The following is a 19,662-nucleotide window of genomic DNA, read 5'->3' on the forward strand; positions in this document are numbered from 1 at the left end:
TCAGGGCTTGACCTTGCGCCGCATCACGCCGTTGATCACCACCACGATGACCGCCACGGCAATGGCGATGTATTGAAACAGCTGCTCGCTGATCATGCCCTGGCCCTGCATCCAGGACAGCCCCAGCATGATTGCCAGGACGACGAGAACGATCAGAATCGAGTATTTCAAACGTTGCGAATGAGTCATTGCCAATTTCCTGAATGTATCCGTTCTGTATCCAAAGGCTGCCAGGTCCATACCGTATTGCCGGAATGACAGGCTGCCAAGGGGGCATCATGGTACAGCCGAAGGCAAGTCTTCGTGCAATCCCCTCGTTTTATTCCTTGACCGACTGACCTCTAAAGCTGCATCACCCCAGGCCGATACAATCAGGACTGCCCATCCGCCTGCTCCAGAAAGTCGCCTTCGTGCAAGGATTTCCACATGCCCTCATTCCGAACGATTCAGGCTCGCTACACCCTGTTCCTGGTCATTTTCATGCTGGTGTTGTCCCTCCTGACCGTGGTGGGCATCAGTTACCTGGTGGCGCCCAAGCTGCGCCAGACTGAAGAGCAAGTGGCGCTGAACCGCATCGCCGAGGTTGCCGAGCAGATCCAGGGCGAACTGAACAAGGTGCAGGCGCAGCAACGCAGCATCACCCAGACCATCCCGTTGCTCGACAGCGATGCCATCGACAAAGTATTGCCGGGGCTGGTTGACCAGTACGGCGAGTTGAAAGTCTTCGGCGGCGGGATCTGGCCGTTGCCCAACCAGCGGGCCGAGGGACGTAGCAAGTTCAGCACGTTCTGGCATCGCGATGCGTCCGGCAAGCTGGTGGTCAATACCTTCTGGAACAGTGACGCCGCGCCCAACTATTACGAGCAACCCTGGCACAAGGGCGGCATGGCCACGCCGCCTGGCAAATGCGCCTGGGCCGCAGCCTATAAAGACGACGCCAGCGCCGAGCCCCGCACCAACTGCGCCATGGCCATCCAGAAGAATGGCGTGCCTTACGGCGTGTCCACCATCGACGTGACCCTGGGCTTCTTCAACGACCTGATTGCGCGCAAGGAAGCCGACCTGAGCGCCGAAATGCTGATCGTCGAAGGCGACGGCAAGATCATCAGCAACAGTTCGCGCATCAGCGGGCCGATCGTGTTGAAGAATATCGGCGACCTGGCGGCATCCTCGCCATTCGCTGCCCAGGTCAAGGCAGGCCTGGCCAAGCGTGACCAGCCGTTGCAGCGGGTCGAGTTCGACAACAAGGGCGAGGCCAGCACCTTTTTCATGCGCCCTATCGAAGGTTCGCCGTGGTTCCTTGCCACTGCGCTGCCAACCCGACTGATCACCGCCCAACGCGACGATGTGCTGAACACCTTGAGCCTGCTGCAGATCCCAATGGTGATCCTGTTGGTGTTGATGCAACTTTACGCGATCCGCCAATTGACCCACCGCATGAAGGTGCTCAAAGGCAACATCGACGCCTTGTCCACGGGCGATGCCGACCTGACCCGACGCATCATCATCCGGGCCGAGGATGAATTGGGCGCGATCGGTCATTCGGTCAACCGCTTCATCGCTTACCTGCAAGGCATGATCGGTGAAGTCACCCAGGCCACCGGCGCCATGGCGTCGAGCCTCGGCGATCTGCAGCGGACCTCGGCCCACACCAGCGAAATCCTGATGCGCCACGCCTCGGAAACCGACCAGACCGTGACCGCCATTACCCAGATGAGCTCCACGGCCGAAAGCGTCGCGCAAAACGCCGCCGAGACCGCCGCGTTCACCCAACGCGCCAACGAGCATGCCGACCGCTCCCGCGTGGTGGTTGGCGAGGCCTCCAACAGTGTGGTGGCGCTGATCGATGAGGTGGCCAGCGCCACCCGCAAGGTCGAGAGCATGCAACAGGACGCCCAGCGCATTACCGAGATCCTTGGCGTGATCGGCGCCATCGCCGGGCAGACCAACCTGCTGGCCCTCAACGCCGCCATCGAAGCCGCCCGGGCCGGTGAGCAAGGCCGTGGTTTTGCCGTGGTGGCCGACGAGGTCCGCGCCCTCGCCGCTCGCACCCAGGCCAGCACCTCGGAAATCAACGAAATGCTGACCCGCCTGACCCAGGGCGTGAGTTCGTCGGTCTCGGCCATGGAAAACACCCAGGCCAGCTGCCAGTCGGCCGCCGATGCGACGTCACGGGTGAACTCGGGCCTGGACGAAATGGCCGGCTCGGTCAGCCAGATCAACAGCCTGAGCACCCAGATCGCCACCGCCGCCGAGCAACAGAGCGCGGTGACCGAGGAGATCAATCGCAGCATGGTGCAAATCCGCCACATGGTGGAGGAACTGGTGGAAAGCGGCTTGGCCAGCGAAGCCAATACCCGGCAACTGCTGGAAGCCAATACCCGGGTGAATGCGATCATGGGACGGTTCAAGGTGCGCTAAGGCGACACGCAAATTCCAGATCTGCCCTCCTGTGGGAGCGAGCTTGCTCGCGATAGCGGTCGAACAGTCAACATCAATGTCGGCTGATCCGACGCTATCGCGAGCAAGCTCGCTCCCACAGGTTTTCTTCCGCCCCCCACCTGACAATTCTGTAATCCCCGCCTCAGCCCCCTGTCAGCTCGTGCTCGCTACTCTGTTATCCTCCCTCCAAACCGTACGACACGAGACCACCTCCATGGCCAACCCCCTGCACCTGCTCGCCTTGAGCGCCCTGTTCCTCACCTCCCTGGCCCAGGCCGCCGAACCGGTGACCATTGATGTGCACCGCGATGCCAATTGCGGCTGCTGCAAAAAGTGGATCTCGCATCTGCAAGAAAACGGCTTCAAGGTCAACGACCATGTCGAGGCCGACATGAGTTCGGTCAAGCAACGCCTGGGCGTGGCGCCGAACCTGCGCTCCTGCCACACCGCCGAAATCAACGGCAAATTCGTCGAAGGCCATGTCCCGGCCGACCAGGTGCTGGCGTTGGGCAAGCGCGATGACTTGCTCGGCGTGGCCGCGCCAGGCATGCCCATGGGCTCGCCCGGCATGGAAATGGATGGCATGAGCGACGCTTATCAAGTGATCGGCCTGAAAAAAGACGGGACCCAAACCGTGGTGGCGGATTACCCGGCCCACTGATGGGCGAAGCCTATATCGGCTTGTTCCTGGCGGCGTTCGGCGCGGCGACCTTGTTGCCGCTGCAGTCGGAGGCCTTGTTGGTCGGCCTGTTGCTCAGCGAGCGCCACGAAACCGGGTTGCTGCTCGCGGTCGCCACAGTCGGCAACGTCCTGGGTTCGCTGGTGAACTGGTGGCTGGGCACGCGCCTGGAACACTTCAAGGACCGCCGCTGGTTTCCGGTCAGCCCGGCCCATCTGGACAAGGCTCGCAGGCATTATCAGCGCTTCGGCCGCTGGTCGCTGTTGCTCAGTTGGCTGCCGATCATCGGCGACCCGCTGACCCTGGTGGCGGGGGTGATGGGCGAGCCGTGGCGGCGTTTCCTGCTGATCGTGACCCTGGCCAAAGGCATGCGCTATGGCGTGCTCGCCCTGGCCACGCTGGGCTGGATGGGTTGAACGTTCGGGCCGTTCGGTTGCCTGTGGTTAATGTCGCCATAATCGGGTCGCGCCAGGATCGGCGGCGGCCACAAGGAGATCGACCATGTCCCGAATCATGCCCCGTTGGTTGCCCAGCCTGTTCCTCACCGCCGCCCTGCCCCTGCTTGCCCAGGCCGCCAATCCCCCGGAAGGCCCGGCCTACGGTGCGCAGTTGGAAGGCTTCGAATACCCCTACACCCTCAAGCATTTCGCCTTACAGTCCCAGGGCCAATCCTTGCAGATGGGCTATATGGACGTGCCGGCCCAAGGCAAGGTCAATGGCCGCACCGTGGTGCTGATGCACGGCAAGAATTTCTGCGCTGCCACTTGGGGCGATTCGATCAAGGCCCTCAGCGAGGCCGGCTACCGGGTCGTCGCGGCAGACCAGATTGGCTTCTGCACCTCGAGCAAACCCGAGTCTTACCAGTACAGCTTCCAGCAACTGGCAACCAACACCCAGGCCTTGCTCAAGGCCCTCGGCGTACAGAAAGCCATCGTCCTCGGCCATTCCACCGGCGGCATGCTCGCCACCCGCTACGCGTTGCAGTTTCCCGATCAGGTCGAACGCCTGGCAATGGTCAACCCCATCGGCCTGGAAGACTGGAAAGCCTTGGGCGTGCCCTACCGCACCGTGGACCAATGGTACGCCCGTGAGCTGACGGTCACCGCCGAGGGGATTCGCAATTACGAGCGCACTACCTATTACGCCGGCCGCTGGAAACCTGAGTTCGACCGTTGGGTGGACATGCTTGCCGGCTTGAACAAGGGCCCGGGTCATCTGCAAGTGGCATGGAACTCGGCGCTGATCTACGACATGATCTTCACCCAGCCGGTCTACTACGAGTTCAAGGACCTGACCGTGCCCACCCTGCTGCTGATCGGCACCTCGGACACCACCGCCATCGGCAGCGACATCGCGCCGCCGGCGGTCAAGGCCAAACTGGGTCACTACGAAGTACTGGGTAAGCAGGTGGCCGGGCTGATTCCGCGCGCGACCCTGGTAGAGTTCCCCAATCTGGGGCACGCCCCGCAAATGGAAGAGCCGGATCGGTTCCATAAGGCGCTGCTCGGCTGGCTGGACAAACCCATTCCCTGACGAGGTGATCCATGGCGGTGCAAATAGCAGTCATAGACGATTGGCAAGATGTGGCACGCGGCGTGGTGGATTGGTCGGTGCTCGACAGCGTCGGCCAGGTGACGTTTCTCCACGACTACCCCGCCGACCGCGACACACTCGCCGAACGCTTGCAGCGCTTCGAGGTGATCTGCGTGATGCGCGAACGCACCGTGTTCGACGAAGGCCTGCTGCGCCGCTTGCCCAATCTCAAGCTGCTGCTCACCGGCGGCATGCGCAATGCCGCCCTGGACCTGAAGGCCGCCGCCGAATTGGGCATCCAGGTCTGCGGCACCGACAGCTACAAGCACGCCACGCCCGAACTGACCTGGGCGCTGATCATGGCCCTGACCCGCAACCTGGTACAGGAAGCCAATGCCTTGCGCGCCGGCCTGTGGCAGCAAGGCCTGGGTCGCGACCTGCACGGCAAGACCCTGGCAATCCTCGGCCTGGGCAACATCGGCGCGCGGGTGGCGCAGTTCGGCCAGGTGTTCGGCATGCGGGTCATCGCCTGGAGCCAGAACCTCAGCGCCGAACGAGCCGCCGAATTGGGCGTGACCTATGTCAGCAAGCAGGCGTTGTTCGAACAGGCCGACATCCTCTCGATCCACCTGGTGCTCGGCGAACGCACCCGCGGCCTGGTGGATGCCCAGGCGCTGGCCTGGATGAAACCCGAGGCGCTGCTGGTCAACACCTCCCGCGGGCCCATCGTCGATGAAACCGCCCTGATCGACGCCCTCCAGCACCGGAGCCTGGCCGGTGCCGCCCTGGACGTCTTTGCCCTGGAGCCCTTGCCTGCCGCCCATCCGTTCCGAACCCTGGACAACGTACTGGCCACGCCCCATGTGGGTTACGTCAGCCGACAGAATTACCAGAGGTTCTATTCCTTGATGATCGAGGACCTGCTGGCCTGGGCGGCGGGCACGCCGATTCGGTTGCTGACGCCGGCGGGCTGAGCAGGAGCACCACTGTTCCCTTTGTGGGAGCGAGCTTGCTCGCGATAGCGGAGGGTCAGTTGCAGGGTTGGTGACTGGCACACCGCTATCGCGAGCAAGCTCGCTCCCACAGGGGACAGGGGTGTTTCCAGTGGGCGTGATTAGCCATCAAAACGCCGCTATTTCACCCGCCCCCCGATGGTGCGTCGCGCCATCCCATCGCGCACATCAGTGAACCAACTCCCTCCCCCTACACTTTTTTCTTTTCAGGAATGTGCACTTCGTCGGTGCGTATTCCCCAACGTCGTGTAAGACATTGCCGCTAAAAAACGTGATTGTCGGACAATGCGACGAACCGAGCCGCACCGCTCTAGGATCTGACCTAGACTGCCTAACCGGGAGGAAAACCGACCGGTCATCCAGACGAAAAAAAGTCGAAACTTTTCGCAACGGCGACAGGTCAGGTTAGAGGTAGGGCAATAGCGACTGGTGCAGTCCTTGCACTGGTCATTGCAACAGCTCCTCCAGCTGCTTCGCTTCGCCGCGTTTGGGTAGCCGTTCGCTTTCCTTCGTAGCGCTTGTGCGCCTGGCCGCAGGATTCGGCCAATGAAACAACAGCTCTGGCGCTTGCCGGAAACAGATCGAGAAAATGGGAGATATTTATGATCAGTGCTGCCTTGGAACCACAACAAGTCCGTTCACAATTACCGCCGGCGGCCGAGTCGCCGACGGCCCCGGTGCTGGCCACCGGCGGCAAGGCACTGCTCCCCGTCGCTCGACAGAATCCCAACCGCAAGAAAGTCCTGTTCGTCACCTCGGAAATCGCCGACCTGGTCAAGACCGGCGGCCTGGGCGACGTGTCCTCGGCACTGCCCCGGGCCATGGCCGGGCTGCATGATGTCCGGGTACTGATCCCCGGCTATCCGCAAGTGATGAACAGCGGCAATCCGATCCACATCATCGGCGAACTGGGCGGCCACGCAGCGCTACCGCCCTGCAAGATCGGGCGCATGGACATGGCCGATGGCCTGGTGATCTACGTCCTGATCTGCCCGGAACTGTTTGCCCGCGAGGGTTCGCCCTACGGCGCCAACAACGGCCGCGACTGGCCCGATAACCACATTCGCTTCGCCCGCCTGGGCCTTGCCGCCGCCGACATCGCCGCCAACCTCGCGCAGATCCACTGGTGCCCGGACCTGGTCCACGCCCACGACTGGCCAGCCGGGTTGGCGCCCGCCTACATGCACTGGCGCGGGCAACGCACCCCGACCCTGTTCACCATCCACAACCTGGCCTACCAGGGCGTGGTCAGCCTCGCCTCCTGCCCGGAGCTGGGCATCCCCGAGCACGCCCTGCAACAGGAAGGCATGGAATTCTACGGCAAACTGTCGTTCCTCAAGGCCGGGATGGCCTACTCCAGCCATATCACCACCGTCAGCGCCACCTACGCCCAGGAGATCACCACCCCGGCGTTTGGTTGCGGGCTTGACGGCTTCCTCGCGGCCAAGACCCAACAAGGCTTGCTCAGCGGCATTCCCAACGGCATCGACGAAAGCTGGGATTCGGCCACCGATTCGCACCTGTTCCGCCAGTTCGCCATCGGCGACTGGGAAGGCAAGGCAGTCAACGCGAGCCATGTGCGGGAGCTGTTTGGCCTCGACGACTCCACGGGCCCGCTGTTCGCCGTGGTGTCGCGCCTGGTCTACCAGAAAGGCCTGGACCTGACCGAAGCGGTCGCCGAGTTCATCGTCGAGTCCGGTGGCCAGATCGCCATCATCGGCCGTGGCGAACCGGAGGAAGAACAGGCCATGCGCGAACTGGCGCTGCGCTTCCCCGGCCGCATCGGCGTACGCATCGGCTTCAACGAAACCGATGCCCGGCGGATGTTTGCCGGCAGCGACTTCCTGCTGATGCCATCGCGCTACGAGCCTTGCGGCTTGAGCCAGATGTACGCCCAACGCTTCGGCTCGTTGCCGGTGGCGCGCAATACCGGGGGCTTGGCGGACACCATCGAAGATGGCATCACCGGTTTCCTGTTCGATGAGTCCACGGTGGAGAGCTACAAACAGGCCTTGAGCCGGGCCTTCAAGGTCTTCGAGTTCCCCGACCTGCTCAACGCCATGCGCTGCCGGGCCATGTCGGCGCCGTTCAACTGGTGCAAGGCCGTGGAACCCTACGCCGAACTCTACGAACAGCTGGTGGCAAAGTCCCTGGGAAAATCGGCCAGACAATGAGGTAACAATGACGTCAAGGACGCCTGAAACATGGACCCATGGCGCGGTGATGCTGGATGACGAGCACACCCGCTTCGCCCTCTGGGCCCCGGATGCCTTTTTTGTCAGTGTCGAACTCGACACTGGCGATTCAATACCGCTACTGCCCCAAGCCGACGGCTGGTTCATGATCCAGACCCGTTGCCCCGCCGGCACCCGCTATCGCTACAACATCGACGGCGAGCTGGAGGTGCCGGACCCGGCCTCTCGCGCCCAGGCCGGCGACATTGACCGCCACAGCGTGGTGGTCGACCCCCATGCCTACTCCTGGCGGCACACCCAGTGGTCCGGCCGCCCCTGGCACGAAGCCGTGATCTACGAACTGCACGTGGGCGCCCTCGGCGGTTTCAATGGGCTCGAACAGCATCTAGCGCGCCTGGCGGGGCTGGGCGTCACCGCCATCGAGCTGATGCCGCTGGCGCAGTTTCCCGGTGATCGCAACTGGGGCTACGACGGGGTGCTGCCCTACGCGCCCCAGGCGTCCTATGGCACGCCTGAACAGCTCAAGCATCTGATCGACAGTGCCCACGGTCATGGCCTGTCCGTCATCCTGGATGTGGTCTACAACCACTTCGGCCCTGATGGCAACTACCTGCACCGCTATGCCAAGGGATTCTTCCGCGAAGACAAGCACACGCCCTGGGGCGCGGCGATTGATTTTCGCCGTCGCGAAGTGCGGGACTTCTTCATCGACAATGCGCTGATGTGGCTGTTGGAATACCGTTTCGACGGTCTGCGCCTCGACGCGGTGCATGCCATCGAAGACCCGGACTTCCTTCAAGAACTGGCAGCCAGGGTGCGCGAACAGGTGGACCCGGTCCGGCATGTCTGGCTGACCGTGGAAAACGAACACAACCAGGCCAGCCTGCTGGAACAGGGCTACGACGCCCAGTGGAACGACGACGGCCACAATGCCTTGCACGTGCTGCTGACCGGTGAAACCGACGCCTACTACGCCGACTATGCCGAGCAGCCGACGGAACAACTGGCACGCTGCCTCAGCCAGGGTTTTGTCTTCCAGGGCCACATCAATCGCCATGGCGAATCCCGGGGCGAGCCCAGTGGCCACCTGCCGCCGAGCGCATTCGTGCTGTTCCTGCAAAACCATGACCAGATCGGCAACCGTGCCCTCGGCGAACGCTTGCATCAGCTCGCCGCCCCCCAGGCCCTGCAAGCAGCGACGGCCTTGTTGCTGTTGTCACCGATGATCCCACTGCTGTTCATGGGCGATGAAGCAATGGCCGAACAACCGTTCCTGTTCTTTACCAGCCACCATGGCGAGCTGGCGGAACTCGTGCGCGAAGGCCGACGCAACGAGTTCAAGGCCTTCAGTGCTTTCGCCGACCCGCAGCAACGCGAGCGAATTCCCGACCCCAACGCGGCCGGCACCTTCGAGGCGTCACGCCCGAGCCTGGAACCACAGCGACCGGAGCAACAGGCCAGCGAGGCGCTGTATCGCCAACTGCTGAAAATCCGCCGTGAGGACATCGTCCCGCGCCTGCCCGGCGCTCAAGCCCTCGGGGCCGATGTGCTGGGCCATGGCGCCGTCAGCGCACGCTGGCGACTGGGCGATGGCAGCGTGTTGCGCATCGACCTGAACCTTGGCGAACGCCCCGTCGAACACCAGGCTCCGGAAGAGGTACGCATTCTTTTCGAACATCCGCAGCAGGCCATGGGTCTGTTGCAACAGGGCGTCCTTGCGCCCTACAGCGCGCTGGTCAGTCTGACGCAGGCGACAACCTTGCCCACCATCACTGGAGAGCGCCTATGAGCGATGCGCAACTGGAAATCCTCGCCGGCCGAGCGGGCCTGGCGGTGGATTGGATCGATGCCAATGGCAGGGCCCAGAAAGTCTCGCCGGCCGTCCTGCGCTCGGTCCTCACCGGCCTGGGCCATCCCGCCGGCAGCGCCCAGGAAATCGACGCCAGCCTGCTGCAGTTACAGGAGGATCAACAGAACCATCAACTGCCACCGCTGATCACCGCCGATGTCGGGGCCAGCCTGGACTTGAGCCGCTACTTCGAGGCCGGGACGCCCTGCGAAATCAAACTCGAAGACGGCGCGACACTGCACCTGAACCTCGATGCCGAGGCCAGGCTGCCAGGGATGGTCCCGGTGGGCTATCAGCACGTCCATATCCAGAACCAGCATTTCACCCTGGCCGTCGCACCGGCCCGCTGCTACAGCGTGGCCGATGCGGTGGACGACCCGACGCCCCGGGCCTGGGGATTGAGCGCGCAGTTGTACGCCCTGCGGCGCCCCGGCGACGGTGGCTTCGGTGACACCCAGGCCTTGGAAGAACTGGCCCGGGTGGCCGGCGAGCGCGGTGCCGAGGCCATTGCCATCAGCCCGATGCACGCGATGTTCAGCAGCGACACCGGACGCTACAGCCCTTATTCGCCATCCAGCCGATTGTTTCTCAACAGCCTGTACGCCGCGCCCGGCACCATCCTTGGTGAACGTGCCCTGCGCACCGCCATCGACGCCACTGGTTTGACCAATCAACTGCGCAACCTGGAAGAGCAGCCGCTGATCGACTGGCCGGTCGCCGCCCAGGCCAAGCAGAAAATCCTCCGCGCCCTGTATGACGGGTTCAGCCAGGGCGCGCACCCGTTGCATGAAGACTTCAGCAGTTTTCGTCACAGCAGCGGCGAAGCACTGGAGAACCATTGCCGCTTCGAAGCCTTGCAGGCCGAACGCGCAGCCCGGGGCGAAAGCCTCGACTGGCGGCAGTGGCCGGAAGAACTGCGTGATCCACGCAGCGCCGCCCTGGCCCATTTCGCCGAGGAAAATGCCGATGAGATCGGCTTCTACGCCTTTTGCCAATGGCTGATTGCCCGTTGCCTGGAACGCGCCCAGAGCGCCGCCAAGTCCAGCGGCATGGGCATCGGCTTGATCGCCGACCTGGCGGTGGGCGCCGACGGTGGCGGCAGCCAGGCCTGGAGCCGCCAGGACGAACTGCTCGCGTCACTGACCGTGGGCGCGCCGCCGGACATTCTCAACCGCTCCGGCCAAGGCTGGGGCATCTCGGCGTTTTCCCCGGAAGGCCTGGTGCGCAACGGCTTTCGCGCCTTCATTGAAATGCTGCGGGCCAACTTTGCCCACGCCGGCGGCTTGCGCATCGACCATGTAATGGGCTTGCAGCGGCTCTGGGTGATTCCTAACGACGCCCCACCCAGCGATGGCGCCTACCTGTATTACCCAGTGGACGACCTGCTGCGCCTGCTGGCACTGGAGTCCCATCGCCACCAGGCCATCGTGCTCGGCGAAGACCTCGGTACCGTGCCGGATGGCTTGCGGGAAAAACTCATCGCCCGCTCGATCCTGGGCATGCGCGTACTGTTGTTCGAACAGGACAACACCCACTTCAAGCCCATCCTCGACTGGCCGGACAACGCCCTGGCGACCACCAGCACCCATGACCTGCCGACGCTCAACGGCTGGTGGCACGGTCATGACATCGACTGGAACGCCCGGCTGGACCTGATCGATTCCCCCACCGAGATGGACTGGCGCAAACACCGCGAGCGCGAACGCGAAGGCCTGCGCCAAGTGCTGAACCAGGACCCGCAGAATTTTCGCGAAGAACATCGAGAGACCGACCAGGTGCTCGATGCCAGCGTGCGCTTCCTCGGCCACACCCGAGCGCCGCTGGTCTTGCTGCCACTCGAAGATGCCCTGGGCATCGAGGAGCAAGCCAACCTGCCCGGCACCATCGACACCCACCCCAACTGGCGCCGTCGCCTGGCCCAACAGAGCCAGGCGCTGCTGGACCACCCGGACGCCGCCCGGCGCCTGGAAATACTCGCCTGCGCGCGACTTCAGGCGAACGAGCGTGACCGATGAAACAGACGTTGATCCAACCACTGCGGGCTACGTTGCGCCTGCAGTTCCATAAAGGCTTCACCCTGGACGATGCCATCCCCCAGGTACCGTACTTCGCCTCGCTGGGCATCAGCCATATTTATGCTTCGCCGCTGCTCAAGGCCCGGGCCGGCTCCATGCACGGCTACGACGTTGTCGACCCGACCCTGGTCAATCCCGAACTGGGTGGCGAAGCCGCGCTCAAGCGCTTGGTTGCAACGTTGCGCGAGCACCGGATGGGCTTGATCCTCGACATCGTGTCCAATCACATGGCCGTCGGCGGCAATGACAATCCCTGGTGGCTGGATCTGCTGGAATGGGGACGCCTGAGCCCCTACGGCGAGTTTTTCGACATCCAGTGGCATTCCCCGGACCCGCTGATGGAAGGCCAGTTGTTGCTACCGTTCCTGGGCAGCGACTACGGCGTGGCCTTGCAGGAAGGCACCCTGCAACTGCGCTTCGATTCCGCCCAGGGCAGCTTCTATGTCGAGCATTATGAACACCGCTTCCCGATTTGCCCGATGCACTACGGCGAGCTGCTCAAGCCCGCCGAAACCCTGCCCGCCGAACAGGCCGAACCGCTCAAGGCCCTGGCCGAGCGCTTCACTACATTGAATTACCAGAGCGATGCCCACACCCTCGCCCGCCCGCTGCAAGCAGAGTTGCAGGACCTGGCGGCACACGCCGGCATCCTTGCCGCCATTGAGGACAACCTGGGCGCCTACGACTCCACCCAGCCCCAGGGTTTCGAGCGCCTGCATCAGTTGCTGGAGCGCCAGAGCTACCGGCTCGCCAGCTGGCGCACCGCAGCGGACGACATCAATTGGCGGCGTTTTTTCGATGTCAACGAACTGGGCGGGCTGCGGGTCGAGCGTCCGGCCGTATTCGAAGCCACCCATGCCAAGATTTTCGAACTGATCGGCGAAGATTTGGTGGATGGGCTGCGGATCGATCATATCGACGGTCTCGCAGACCCTCGCGGTTACTGCCGCAAATTACGCAGGCGTCTTGACTCGTTGTCGCCGTCGCGGCACCTGCCGATCTTCGTCGAGAAAATCCTCGGCGATGGCGAGACCTTGCGCCGGGATTGGAACATCGATGGCAGTACCGGCTACGAGTTCATGAACCAGGTCTCGCTGCTGCAGCACGACCCGGCCGGTGCCGCCCCCCTCGCTGAATTCTGGAGCCGGCACAGCGAGCGGCCGGCACATTTCATTGAAGAAGCCCGCCTGGCTCGCCAACAGATTCTCAATGGTTCCTTGGCCGGGGATTTTGAAAGTGTCGCCCAGGCCCTGCTGCAAGTGGCCCGGGACGATGTGATGACCCGCGACCTGACCCTCGGCGCGATTCGGCGGGCCTTGCAGGCGTTGATCGTGCATTTCCCGGTATACCGCACCTACATCACGCCCATGGGGCGCTCCGCCGAAGACGAAGTGTTTTTCAACCAAGCCCTGGAAGGTGCCCGGCAAATACTCAGCGAAGCCGATTGGCCGGTGCTCGATTGCCTGGCCGGCTGGCTCGGTGGAATGCCCTGGCGGCAACGTCCGCGGGGCAGCCAGCGTAAACGCCTGCGTCACGCCTGCGTGCGCTTCCAGCAACTGACTTCGCCGGCGGCCGCCAAAGCCGTGGAGGACACCGCGCTCTATCGCTCGGCGGTGCTGCTGTCGCGCAATGACGTCGGCTATAACACCGAGCGCTTCAGCGCCCCGGTGCAAGAATTCCACCAGGCATGCCTCGAGCGACTCGAACATTTTCCCGACAACCTGATCACCACCGCCACCCACGACCACAAGCGCGGCGAAGACACCCGCGCCAGACTGGCCGTGCTCAGCGAGCGCGCCGATTGGTACGCCACCTGCGTCGAACAATGGCGCATCCTCTCGCCTTCGCTGCACAGCGACCCGTCTGCGCCCTCGGCCGGTGATGAACTGATCCTCTACCAAGCGTTGCTCGGCAGCTGGCCGCTGGACCTCGACCTCCAAGACCACAAGGCACTGGCCGAATACAACGAGCGCCTATGGCAATGGCAACGCAAGGCCCTGCGCGAAGCCAAGCTGCAAAGCAGCTGGGCGGCGGTCAACGATGCTTATGAACAAGCCACCCAGATGTTCCTCGAACGCTTGCTGCTGGGCGATGAGGGGCTGCCCTTGCGCAGCGCCATTGCCGAGGCGGTCCACGCCATGGCGCCGGCGGGTGCGCTCAACAGCCTGGCGCAAACTTTGCTGCGCATGACCGTACCCGGCGTGCCGGACCTGTACCAAGGCAACGAGTTCTGGGATTTCAGCTTGGTGGACCCGGACAACCGCCGCCCGGTGGATTTCCAGGCGCGCCGCGAGGCAATGCACGCCGACAACACGCCGGCCGCGCTGGTACGGGATTGGCGTGACGGCCGGATCAAGCAGGCATTGATCGCCAGGACGTTGGCCATGCGGGCCGAGTACCCGCAGCTATGGCGCCAGGGCCGCTACCAGCCGTTGGAAGTACTCGGCGAGCAGGCCCACCGGGTGCTGGCTTTCATGCGTGAGGACTCGCAGCAGCGAGCGATCATTGTCGTACCTGTCCATGTGGCGCATTTGCTGGAAAACAGTGCCGTGCCGCTGGTGGTTGCGTCGGATTGGGGCGATACCCGCGTGTCGTTACCGTTCGCCGCCAAGGATGAAAAACTGAAGGGATTTTTTTCAAGCGCAACAGTCACACCCCAAAGGGAGCTGCTGATCAGCGCCGCGCTGGGGAATTTCCCGGTCAATGTCTTTATCCAATCTTGAGTTGAATCAGGAGCACTGCGATGAGTACCGACGATAAACGCATTCGTGAATTCGCCTATCAGATCTGGGAGTCCGAGGGTAAGCCCACCGGGCAGGAAAAACGCCACTGGGAGATGGCGCGCAAGCTCGCCGAAGCCGAAGCGCTGGCGCCGAGCAAGCCACCCAAGGCCGCGAGCAAATCGGCGGCCAGCAAGACCGACGGCGCCAAACCCGCTACCGCCAAGAGCACCACGGCCAAGACTGCCGCGAAGAACACCACGCCCAAGGTCAAGCCAGCGGCCAAGCCTTCCGCGGCGACTGCAGCGACAGTGCCCCCCGTGAACAAGGCAGCCGACAAGAAGCCGCGGGCACCGCGCAAGCCGCCGGCGGTTTGATTTCTCCTGCGTCATCGGTCTCGGGCAATCATTTCTTCGTGCCAAAGGGGTTTGCATGTGGCGAGGGGATTCATCCCCGCTGGCGTGCGCAGCGCGCCCAAACGAGTGAACCCGATCAGCCTGTGACATTAACGCTGAATATTTGGGGCTGCTGCGCAGCCCAGCGGGGATAAATCCCCTCGCCACAGGTGAAGGGTGGAACCTACCCCGCTCTAATGAATCGCATCGCTGTATCTGTCTGTTTTTTGCAGGAGCAACTATGACCCGTCCAAACAAAACCACGCCGCCGCCCATTATCGAGGCTTCGCGGATTCGTGAAGGGCTGCCTTTTCCACTGGGTGCAACCTGGGATGGCCTCGGGGTCAATTTCGCGCTGTTTTCAGCCAACGCCACCAAGGTTGAACTGTGCATTTTCGACGATGCCGGCGAAGTCGAACTCGAACGCATCGAACTGCCGGAATACACCGACGAGATCTACCACGGCTATCTGCCGGATGCCCATCCGGGATTGATTTATGGCTACCGGGTCTACGGCCCGTACGACCCGGCGAACGGCCACCGCTTCAACCCGAACAAGTTGCTGATCGACCCCTACGCCAAGCAACTGGTCGGTCAATTGAAGTGGTCCGAAGCGTTGTTCGGCTATACCATCGGCCACCCCGATGGCGACCTCAGTTTCGATGAGCGTGACAGCGCCCCGTTCGTTCCCAAATGTAAAGTCATCGACCCCGCACACACCTGGGGCCACGACCATCGCGTCAGCGTGCCTTGGGACAAGACCATCCTGTATGAAACCCATGTGCGTGGCCTCACCATGCGTCATCCTTCGGTGCCTGAAAACGTGCGCGGTACCTTCGCCGGGTTGATGGTCGACGATGTGCTGGAGCATATCCGCAAGCTCGGGGTTTCCTCGGTGGAGCTACTGCCCATCCATGCCTTCGTCAACGACCAGCATTTGCTGCACAAAGGCATGACCAACTACTGGGGCTATAACAGCATTGCCTTCTTCGCGCCCGACCCGCGCTACCTGGCCAGTGGCAAGATCGCCGAGTTCAAGGAAATGGTCGCCCACCTGCACGAGGCCAACCTGGAAGTCATCCTCGACGTGGTCTACAACCACACCGCCGAGGGCAACGAACAGGGGCCCACCCTGTCCATGCGCGGCATCGATAACGCCTCGTACTACCGGCTGATGCCCGACGACAAACGCTACTACATCAACGACTCCGGCACCGGCAACACCTTGGACCTGAGCCATCCTTGCGTGCTGCAGATGGTCACCGACTCCCTGCGTTACTGGGCCACGGAAATGCATGTCGATGGCTTCCGCTTCGACCTGGCGACGATCTTGGGCCGCTACCATGATGGCTTCGACGAGCGCCACAGTTTCCTCGTCGCCTGCCGCCAGGACCCGGTACTGCGCCAGGTGAAAATGATCGCCGAGCCTTGGGACTGCGGCCCGGGGGGCTATCAGGTAGGACGCTTCCCGCCGGGCTGGGTCGAGTGGAACGACAAGTTCCGCGATACGGTACGGGCGTTCTGGAAAGGTGACGACGGCCAGCTCGCCGACTTCGCCAGCCGAATGACCGCTTCGGGCGAGATGTTCAACCAGCGTGGCCGACGCCCGTACGCCTCGGTGAACTTTGTCACTGCTCACGACGGCTTCACCTTGCATGACCTGGTGTCGTACAACGACAAGCACAACGAAGCCAACGACGAAAACAACCAGGACGGCAGCAATAACAATCTGTCCTGGAACCATGGCGTCGAAGGTCCGACGGATGACCCTGAGATCAACACGCTGCGCCATCGGCAGATGCGCAACTTCTTCGCCACCCTGCTGCTGGCCCAAGGCACGCCGATGATCGTCGCTGGCGACGAGTTCGCCCGTACCCAGCACGGCAACAATAATGCCTATTGCCAGGACAGCGAGATCGGCTGGGTCAATTGGGACCTGAGCGAGGATGGCGCGGCGCTGCTCAAATTCGTCAAGCGCCTGATCAAGTTGCGCCTGACCTACCCGATCCTGCGTCGTGGACGCTTCCTGGTGGGCAACTACAACGAGGACATCGGCGTCAAGGACGTGACCTGGTTGGCCCCGGACGGCAGCGAAATGACCATCGAGCAGTGGCAGGACAGCCATGGCCGCTGCCTGGGCATGCTGATGGATGGCCGCGCCCAGGAAACCGGCATTCGGCGCAAGGGTGGCGATGCGACGCTGCTGCTGGTGGTCAACGCACACCATGACATCGTCAACTTCCGCTTGCCGGAAGTCCCCGAAGGCAGTTTCTGGACTTGCATGGTCGACACCAACCAGCCCAACGTTCGTGGACAGGAGCGCTTCGATTTCGAATCCGAGTATTCCGTCACCGGACGCTCGCTGCTGCTGTTCGAGCTGCAACGCGAAGAAGAGGATTGAACGATTCGCAGTTAACCTCATGGGGCCGCAAGGATGCGGTTTTTCCCTTCAAATCGTCCAGTTAGCCGAAAAAAAACCAGTTCAGATACACATGTCACGAGACGAATGGGCTGACATGGTCAATACTTCCCCCGTGGTAGTCTCCAGGATTCGGAGCGCCGTGAATCACAGCCATGCCCACATCGGTGCCACCGGACAGTAGGCCCGGTGCATGACTGAAAGATCGAACACCAACAAGGATGTCGCTTATGAAGCCCGCCTCTCGCCTGCCTGGCCGGCAGCACCCGCAAATCTGGAACAGTGCTGCGCAACTGGCCGATATTCCGATCATCAGTACCCAGACGCTCATTCCCGCCGGTGCCCGCGCCGTCATTCTCGCCCCGCACCCGGGCGATGAGGTAGGGGCCTGTGGCGGCTTGCTGCAATTGCTGAGCAACCTCGAACAGCCCATGTTGCTGGTTTCGGTCACCGATGGCGCCCTGGCCCACCCCGGTTCACCGTTGTGGACCGACGAGCGCCTGCGTACGCACCGCCCTCATCCCCAGGAAAGCGTCGACGCCCTGCACCGCCTGGGCATCGACGCCCATGGCCTGCAATGGGTACGCGGCGGTTTTCCGGAAAAAGACCTCGTGGAACACGAAGCTGAACTGGCCACCTTCATTGCGCGACACCTTCGCCCCGGCGACGTGGTGTTCAGCACCTGGCGCCAGGACGGCGACAGCGACCACGACACAGTAGGGCGCGCCGGAGCCTTGGCCGCCGACAGGATCGGGGTGGCGTTCAACGAACTGCCGGTGTGGGCCTGGCACTGGCCGGTCCGCGAGCAGAATAAAATCCCCTGGCACCGGGCTCGCAAGCTGCGCCTCGACGTCTGGACCACCGCCCGCAAGCGTCACGCCATGCACGCCTACGTCAGCCAACTCAGCGGCGAACCGGCGAGCGGCATCGCCCCACTGTTGCCCAGGGTCATCCTTGACCGGATGGGTTTGCCGTATGAGATTGTCTTTATCTGAACACACCTTTGTGAAAGCAGGCCCACCGCTTTCGCGAGCAGGCTCGCTCCCACATTGGGTCTGCGTAGATGCAATATTTGGCGTGCGCCACCAGTCCCTGTGGGAGCCGGGCTTGCCCGCGAAGGCGGCGGTCCATTCAGCATCTTTGTGACAGGCCCACCGCCATCGCGAGCAAGCTCGCTCCCACAGGGTTTTGGCGGTGTACCCAGATGTTGCGTACACCACCGATCCGTTGTGGGAGCGAGCTTGCTCGCGATGGCGATCAGCAAGGATATGAAAAATCCGGAACTGCCGGTGCCTTGGGTCAGTCGCATGAACAAGTACGTCTGATTCAGGAGCGAACGTGACTCAAGACCCCGATTGGCGAGCCGTCGAACCCATGCCATCGGACGCGCCTGCGACGGTTCATCGGCTGCGGGTCCTGACGGTCAACACCCACAAGGGCTTCACCGCCCTCAACCGGCGCTTCATCCTGCCCGAATTGCGCGAAGCGGTGCGCAGTACCGGTGCCGACCTGGTGTTCCTGCAAGAGGTACTGGGCGAACATGACCGCCACGCGTCACGCTACGACAACTGGCCCCAGACGTCCCAGTACGAATTCCTCGCCGACAGCATGTGGAGCGACTTCGCCTACGGCCGTAATGCGGTCTACCCCGATGGCCACCATGGCAATGCCCTGCTCTCCAAATACCCGATCCGCCAGTTCCGCAATCTCGACGTGTCCATCACCGGCCCGGAGCGGCGCGGGTTATTGCATTGCGTGCTGGATGTGCCGGGCCACGCCGAGGTCCACGGCATCTGTGTGCATTTGAGCCTGTTGGAAAGCCATCGCCAATTGCAACTCAAACTGCTCTGCCAACTGCTCGACTCACTGCCCGAGGATGCGCCGGTGATCATCGCCGGTGACTTCAACGACTGGCAACTGCGCGGCAACCTCGCCCTCGCCCGCCGTGGTTACCTGCACGAAGCCTTCGAGCACCACCTCGGCCGTCCCGCCAGGACTTACCCGGCTCGCTTCCCGCTGTTGCGCCTGGACCGCGTCTACCTGCGCAACGCCACCAGCCATTCCCCGCAAATACTGGGCAACAAACCCTGGACCCACCTGAGCGACCACCTGCCCCTTTCGGTGGAAGTGCACTTGTAGAACGGGCCTTCCCTCAGTCTTTTTGCGCGTAGACCTGTTAGACAGGCGCCCGCGACGGAGCTTTGACGCCGAAACAACCACCTTAATACTCAATTGAAATCAGCGTGTTATTGACGCTGATTTCATCTTGCCATTCGTCGTTCATTTTCTTGACGCACCGCCATCAGTCTTCTTGACTACACCGTACTACCCCCGGAAACACA

The 19,662-nt window shown here is 62.7% G+C and carries 14 protein-coding genes; 13 read left to right on the forward strand and 1 reads right to left on the reverse strand.

Going from position 1 to position 19,662, the window contains the following annotated elements:
• On the reverse strand, positions 1-189 hold the full coding sequence (locus ACLH0I_RS17165; RefSeq protein ID WP_186705709.1) for a hypothetical protein: 189 nt from the start codon (positions 187-189) through the stop codon (positions 1-3).
• A 237-nt stretch (positions 190-426) separates the two neighbouring features.
• On the opposite strand from ACLH0I_RS17165, the gene ACLH0I_RS17170 reads away from it, so the two are divergent.
• The 13 genes from ACLH0I_RS17170 (at position 427) to ACLH0I_RS17230 (ending at position 19,459) form a co-directional block, all read left to right on the forward strand.
• Positions 427-2,421 carry a methyl-accepting chemotaxis protein gene (locus ACLH0I_RS17170; protein WP_411384877.1) on the forward strand — a complete coding sequence of 665 codons (1,995 nt, stop codon included), beginning with the start codon at positions 427-429 and terminating at the stop codon, positions 2,419-2,421.
• Between the two features lie 235 nt (positions 2,422-2,656).
• Positions 2,657-3,103, forward strand: a complete 447-nt coding sequence (locus tag ACLH0I_RS17175) for a DUF411 domain-containing protein (RefSeq protein ID WP_411384878.1) — start codon at positions 2,657-2,659, stop codon at positions 3,101-3,103.
• Positions 3,103-3,537, forward strand: a complete 435-nt coding sequence (locus tag ACLH0I_RS17180) for a YqaA family protein (RefSeq protein WP_411384879.1) — start codon at positions 3,103-3,105, stop codon at positions 3,535-3,537. Before ACLH0I_RS17175 ends, ACLH0I_RS17180 begins: the two co-directional genes overlap by 1 nt.
• Positions 3,538-3,622: 85 nt before the next feature.
• Positions 3,623-4,654 carry an alpha/beta fold hydrolase gene (locus ACLH0I_RS17185; protein WP_411384880.1) on the forward strand — a complete coding sequence of 344 codons (1,032 nt, stop codon included), beginning with the start codon at positions 3,623-3,625 and terminating at the stop codon, positions 4,652-4,654.
• An 11-nt stretch (positions 4,655-4,665) separates the two neighbouring features.
• Positions 4,666-5,628 (forward strand): D-2-hydroxyacid dehydrogenase family protein, encoded by a 963-nt coding sequence (locus ACLH0I_RS17190; protein ID WP_411384881.1) that lies wholly within the window; start codon positions 4,666-4,668, stop codon positions 5,626-5,628.
• A gap of 641 nt (positions 5,629-6,269) precedes the next feature.
• Positions 6,270-7,841, forward strand: coding sequence for a glycogen synthase GlgA (gene glgA, locus ACLH0I_RS17195; RefSeq protein WP_207965915.1), 1,572 nt, complete (start codon positions 6,270-6,272; stop codon positions 7,839-7,841).
• Between the two features lie 7 nt (positions 7,842-7,848).
• Entirely contained in the window at positions 7,849-9,651 is a 1,803-nt protein-coding gene (gene treZ / locus ACLH0I_RS17200; protein WP_411384882.1) for a malto-oligosyltrehalose trehalohydrolase, read from the forward strand.
• Complete coding sequence (gene malQ / locus ACLH0I_RS17205; protein WP_411384883.1) at positions 9,648-11,726, forward strand: 4-alpha-glucanotransferase; 2,079 nt, start codon at positions 9,648-9,650, stop codon at positions 11,724-11,726. Before treZ ends, malQ begins: the two co-directional genes overlap by 4 nt.
• The gene (locus ACLH0I_RS17210) at positions 11,723-14,509 is read left to right on the forward strand and encodes a malto-oligosyltrehalose synthase (protein WP_411384884.1); all 2,787 of its coding nucleotides are present in this window, start codon (positions 11,723-11,725) and stop codon (positions 14,507-14,509) included. The genes malQ and ACLH0I_RS17210 overlap by 4 nt, the downstream gene beginning before the upstream one ends.
• 20 nt (positions 14,510-14,529) lie before the next feature.
• A complete protein-coding gene (locus ACLH0I_RS17215; RefSeq protein WP_411384885.1) occupies positions 14,530-14,883 on the forward strand; it encodes a DUF2934 domain-containing protein in 354 nt (117 codons plus the stop codon).
• A 259-nt stretch (positions 14,884-15,142) separates the two neighbouring features.
• Positions 15,143-17,302, forward strand: coding sequence for a glycogen debranching protein GlgX (gene glgX / locus ACLH0I_RS17220; RefSeq protein ID WP_411384886.1), 2,160 nt, complete (start codon positions 15,143-15,145; stop codon positions 17,300-17,302).
• A 248-nt stretch (positions 17,303-17,550) separates the two neighbouring features.
• Positions 17,551-18,315 (forward strand): PIG-L deacetylase family protein, encoded by a 765-nt coding sequence (locus tag ACLH0I_RS17225; protein ID WP_186705721.1) that lies wholly within the window; start codon positions 17,551-17,553, stop codon positions 18,313-18,315.
• 379 nt (positions 18,316-18,694) lie between these two features.
• On the forward strand, positions 18,695-19,459 hold the full coding sequence (locus ACLH0I_RS17230; RefSeq protein ID WP_284739213.1) for an endonuclease/exonuclease/phosphatase family protein: 765 nt from the start codon (positions 18,695-18,697) through the stop codon (positions 19,457-19,459).
• Positions 19,460-19,662: the final 203 nt, after the last annotated feature.

Origin of the sequence: Pseudomonas sp. MPB03, assembly GCF_046605385.1 — a bacterium.
GTDB lineage: Bacteria > Pseudomonadota > Gammaproteobacteria > Pseudomonadales > Pseudomonadaceae > Aquipseudomonas > Aquipseudomonas zanjanensis.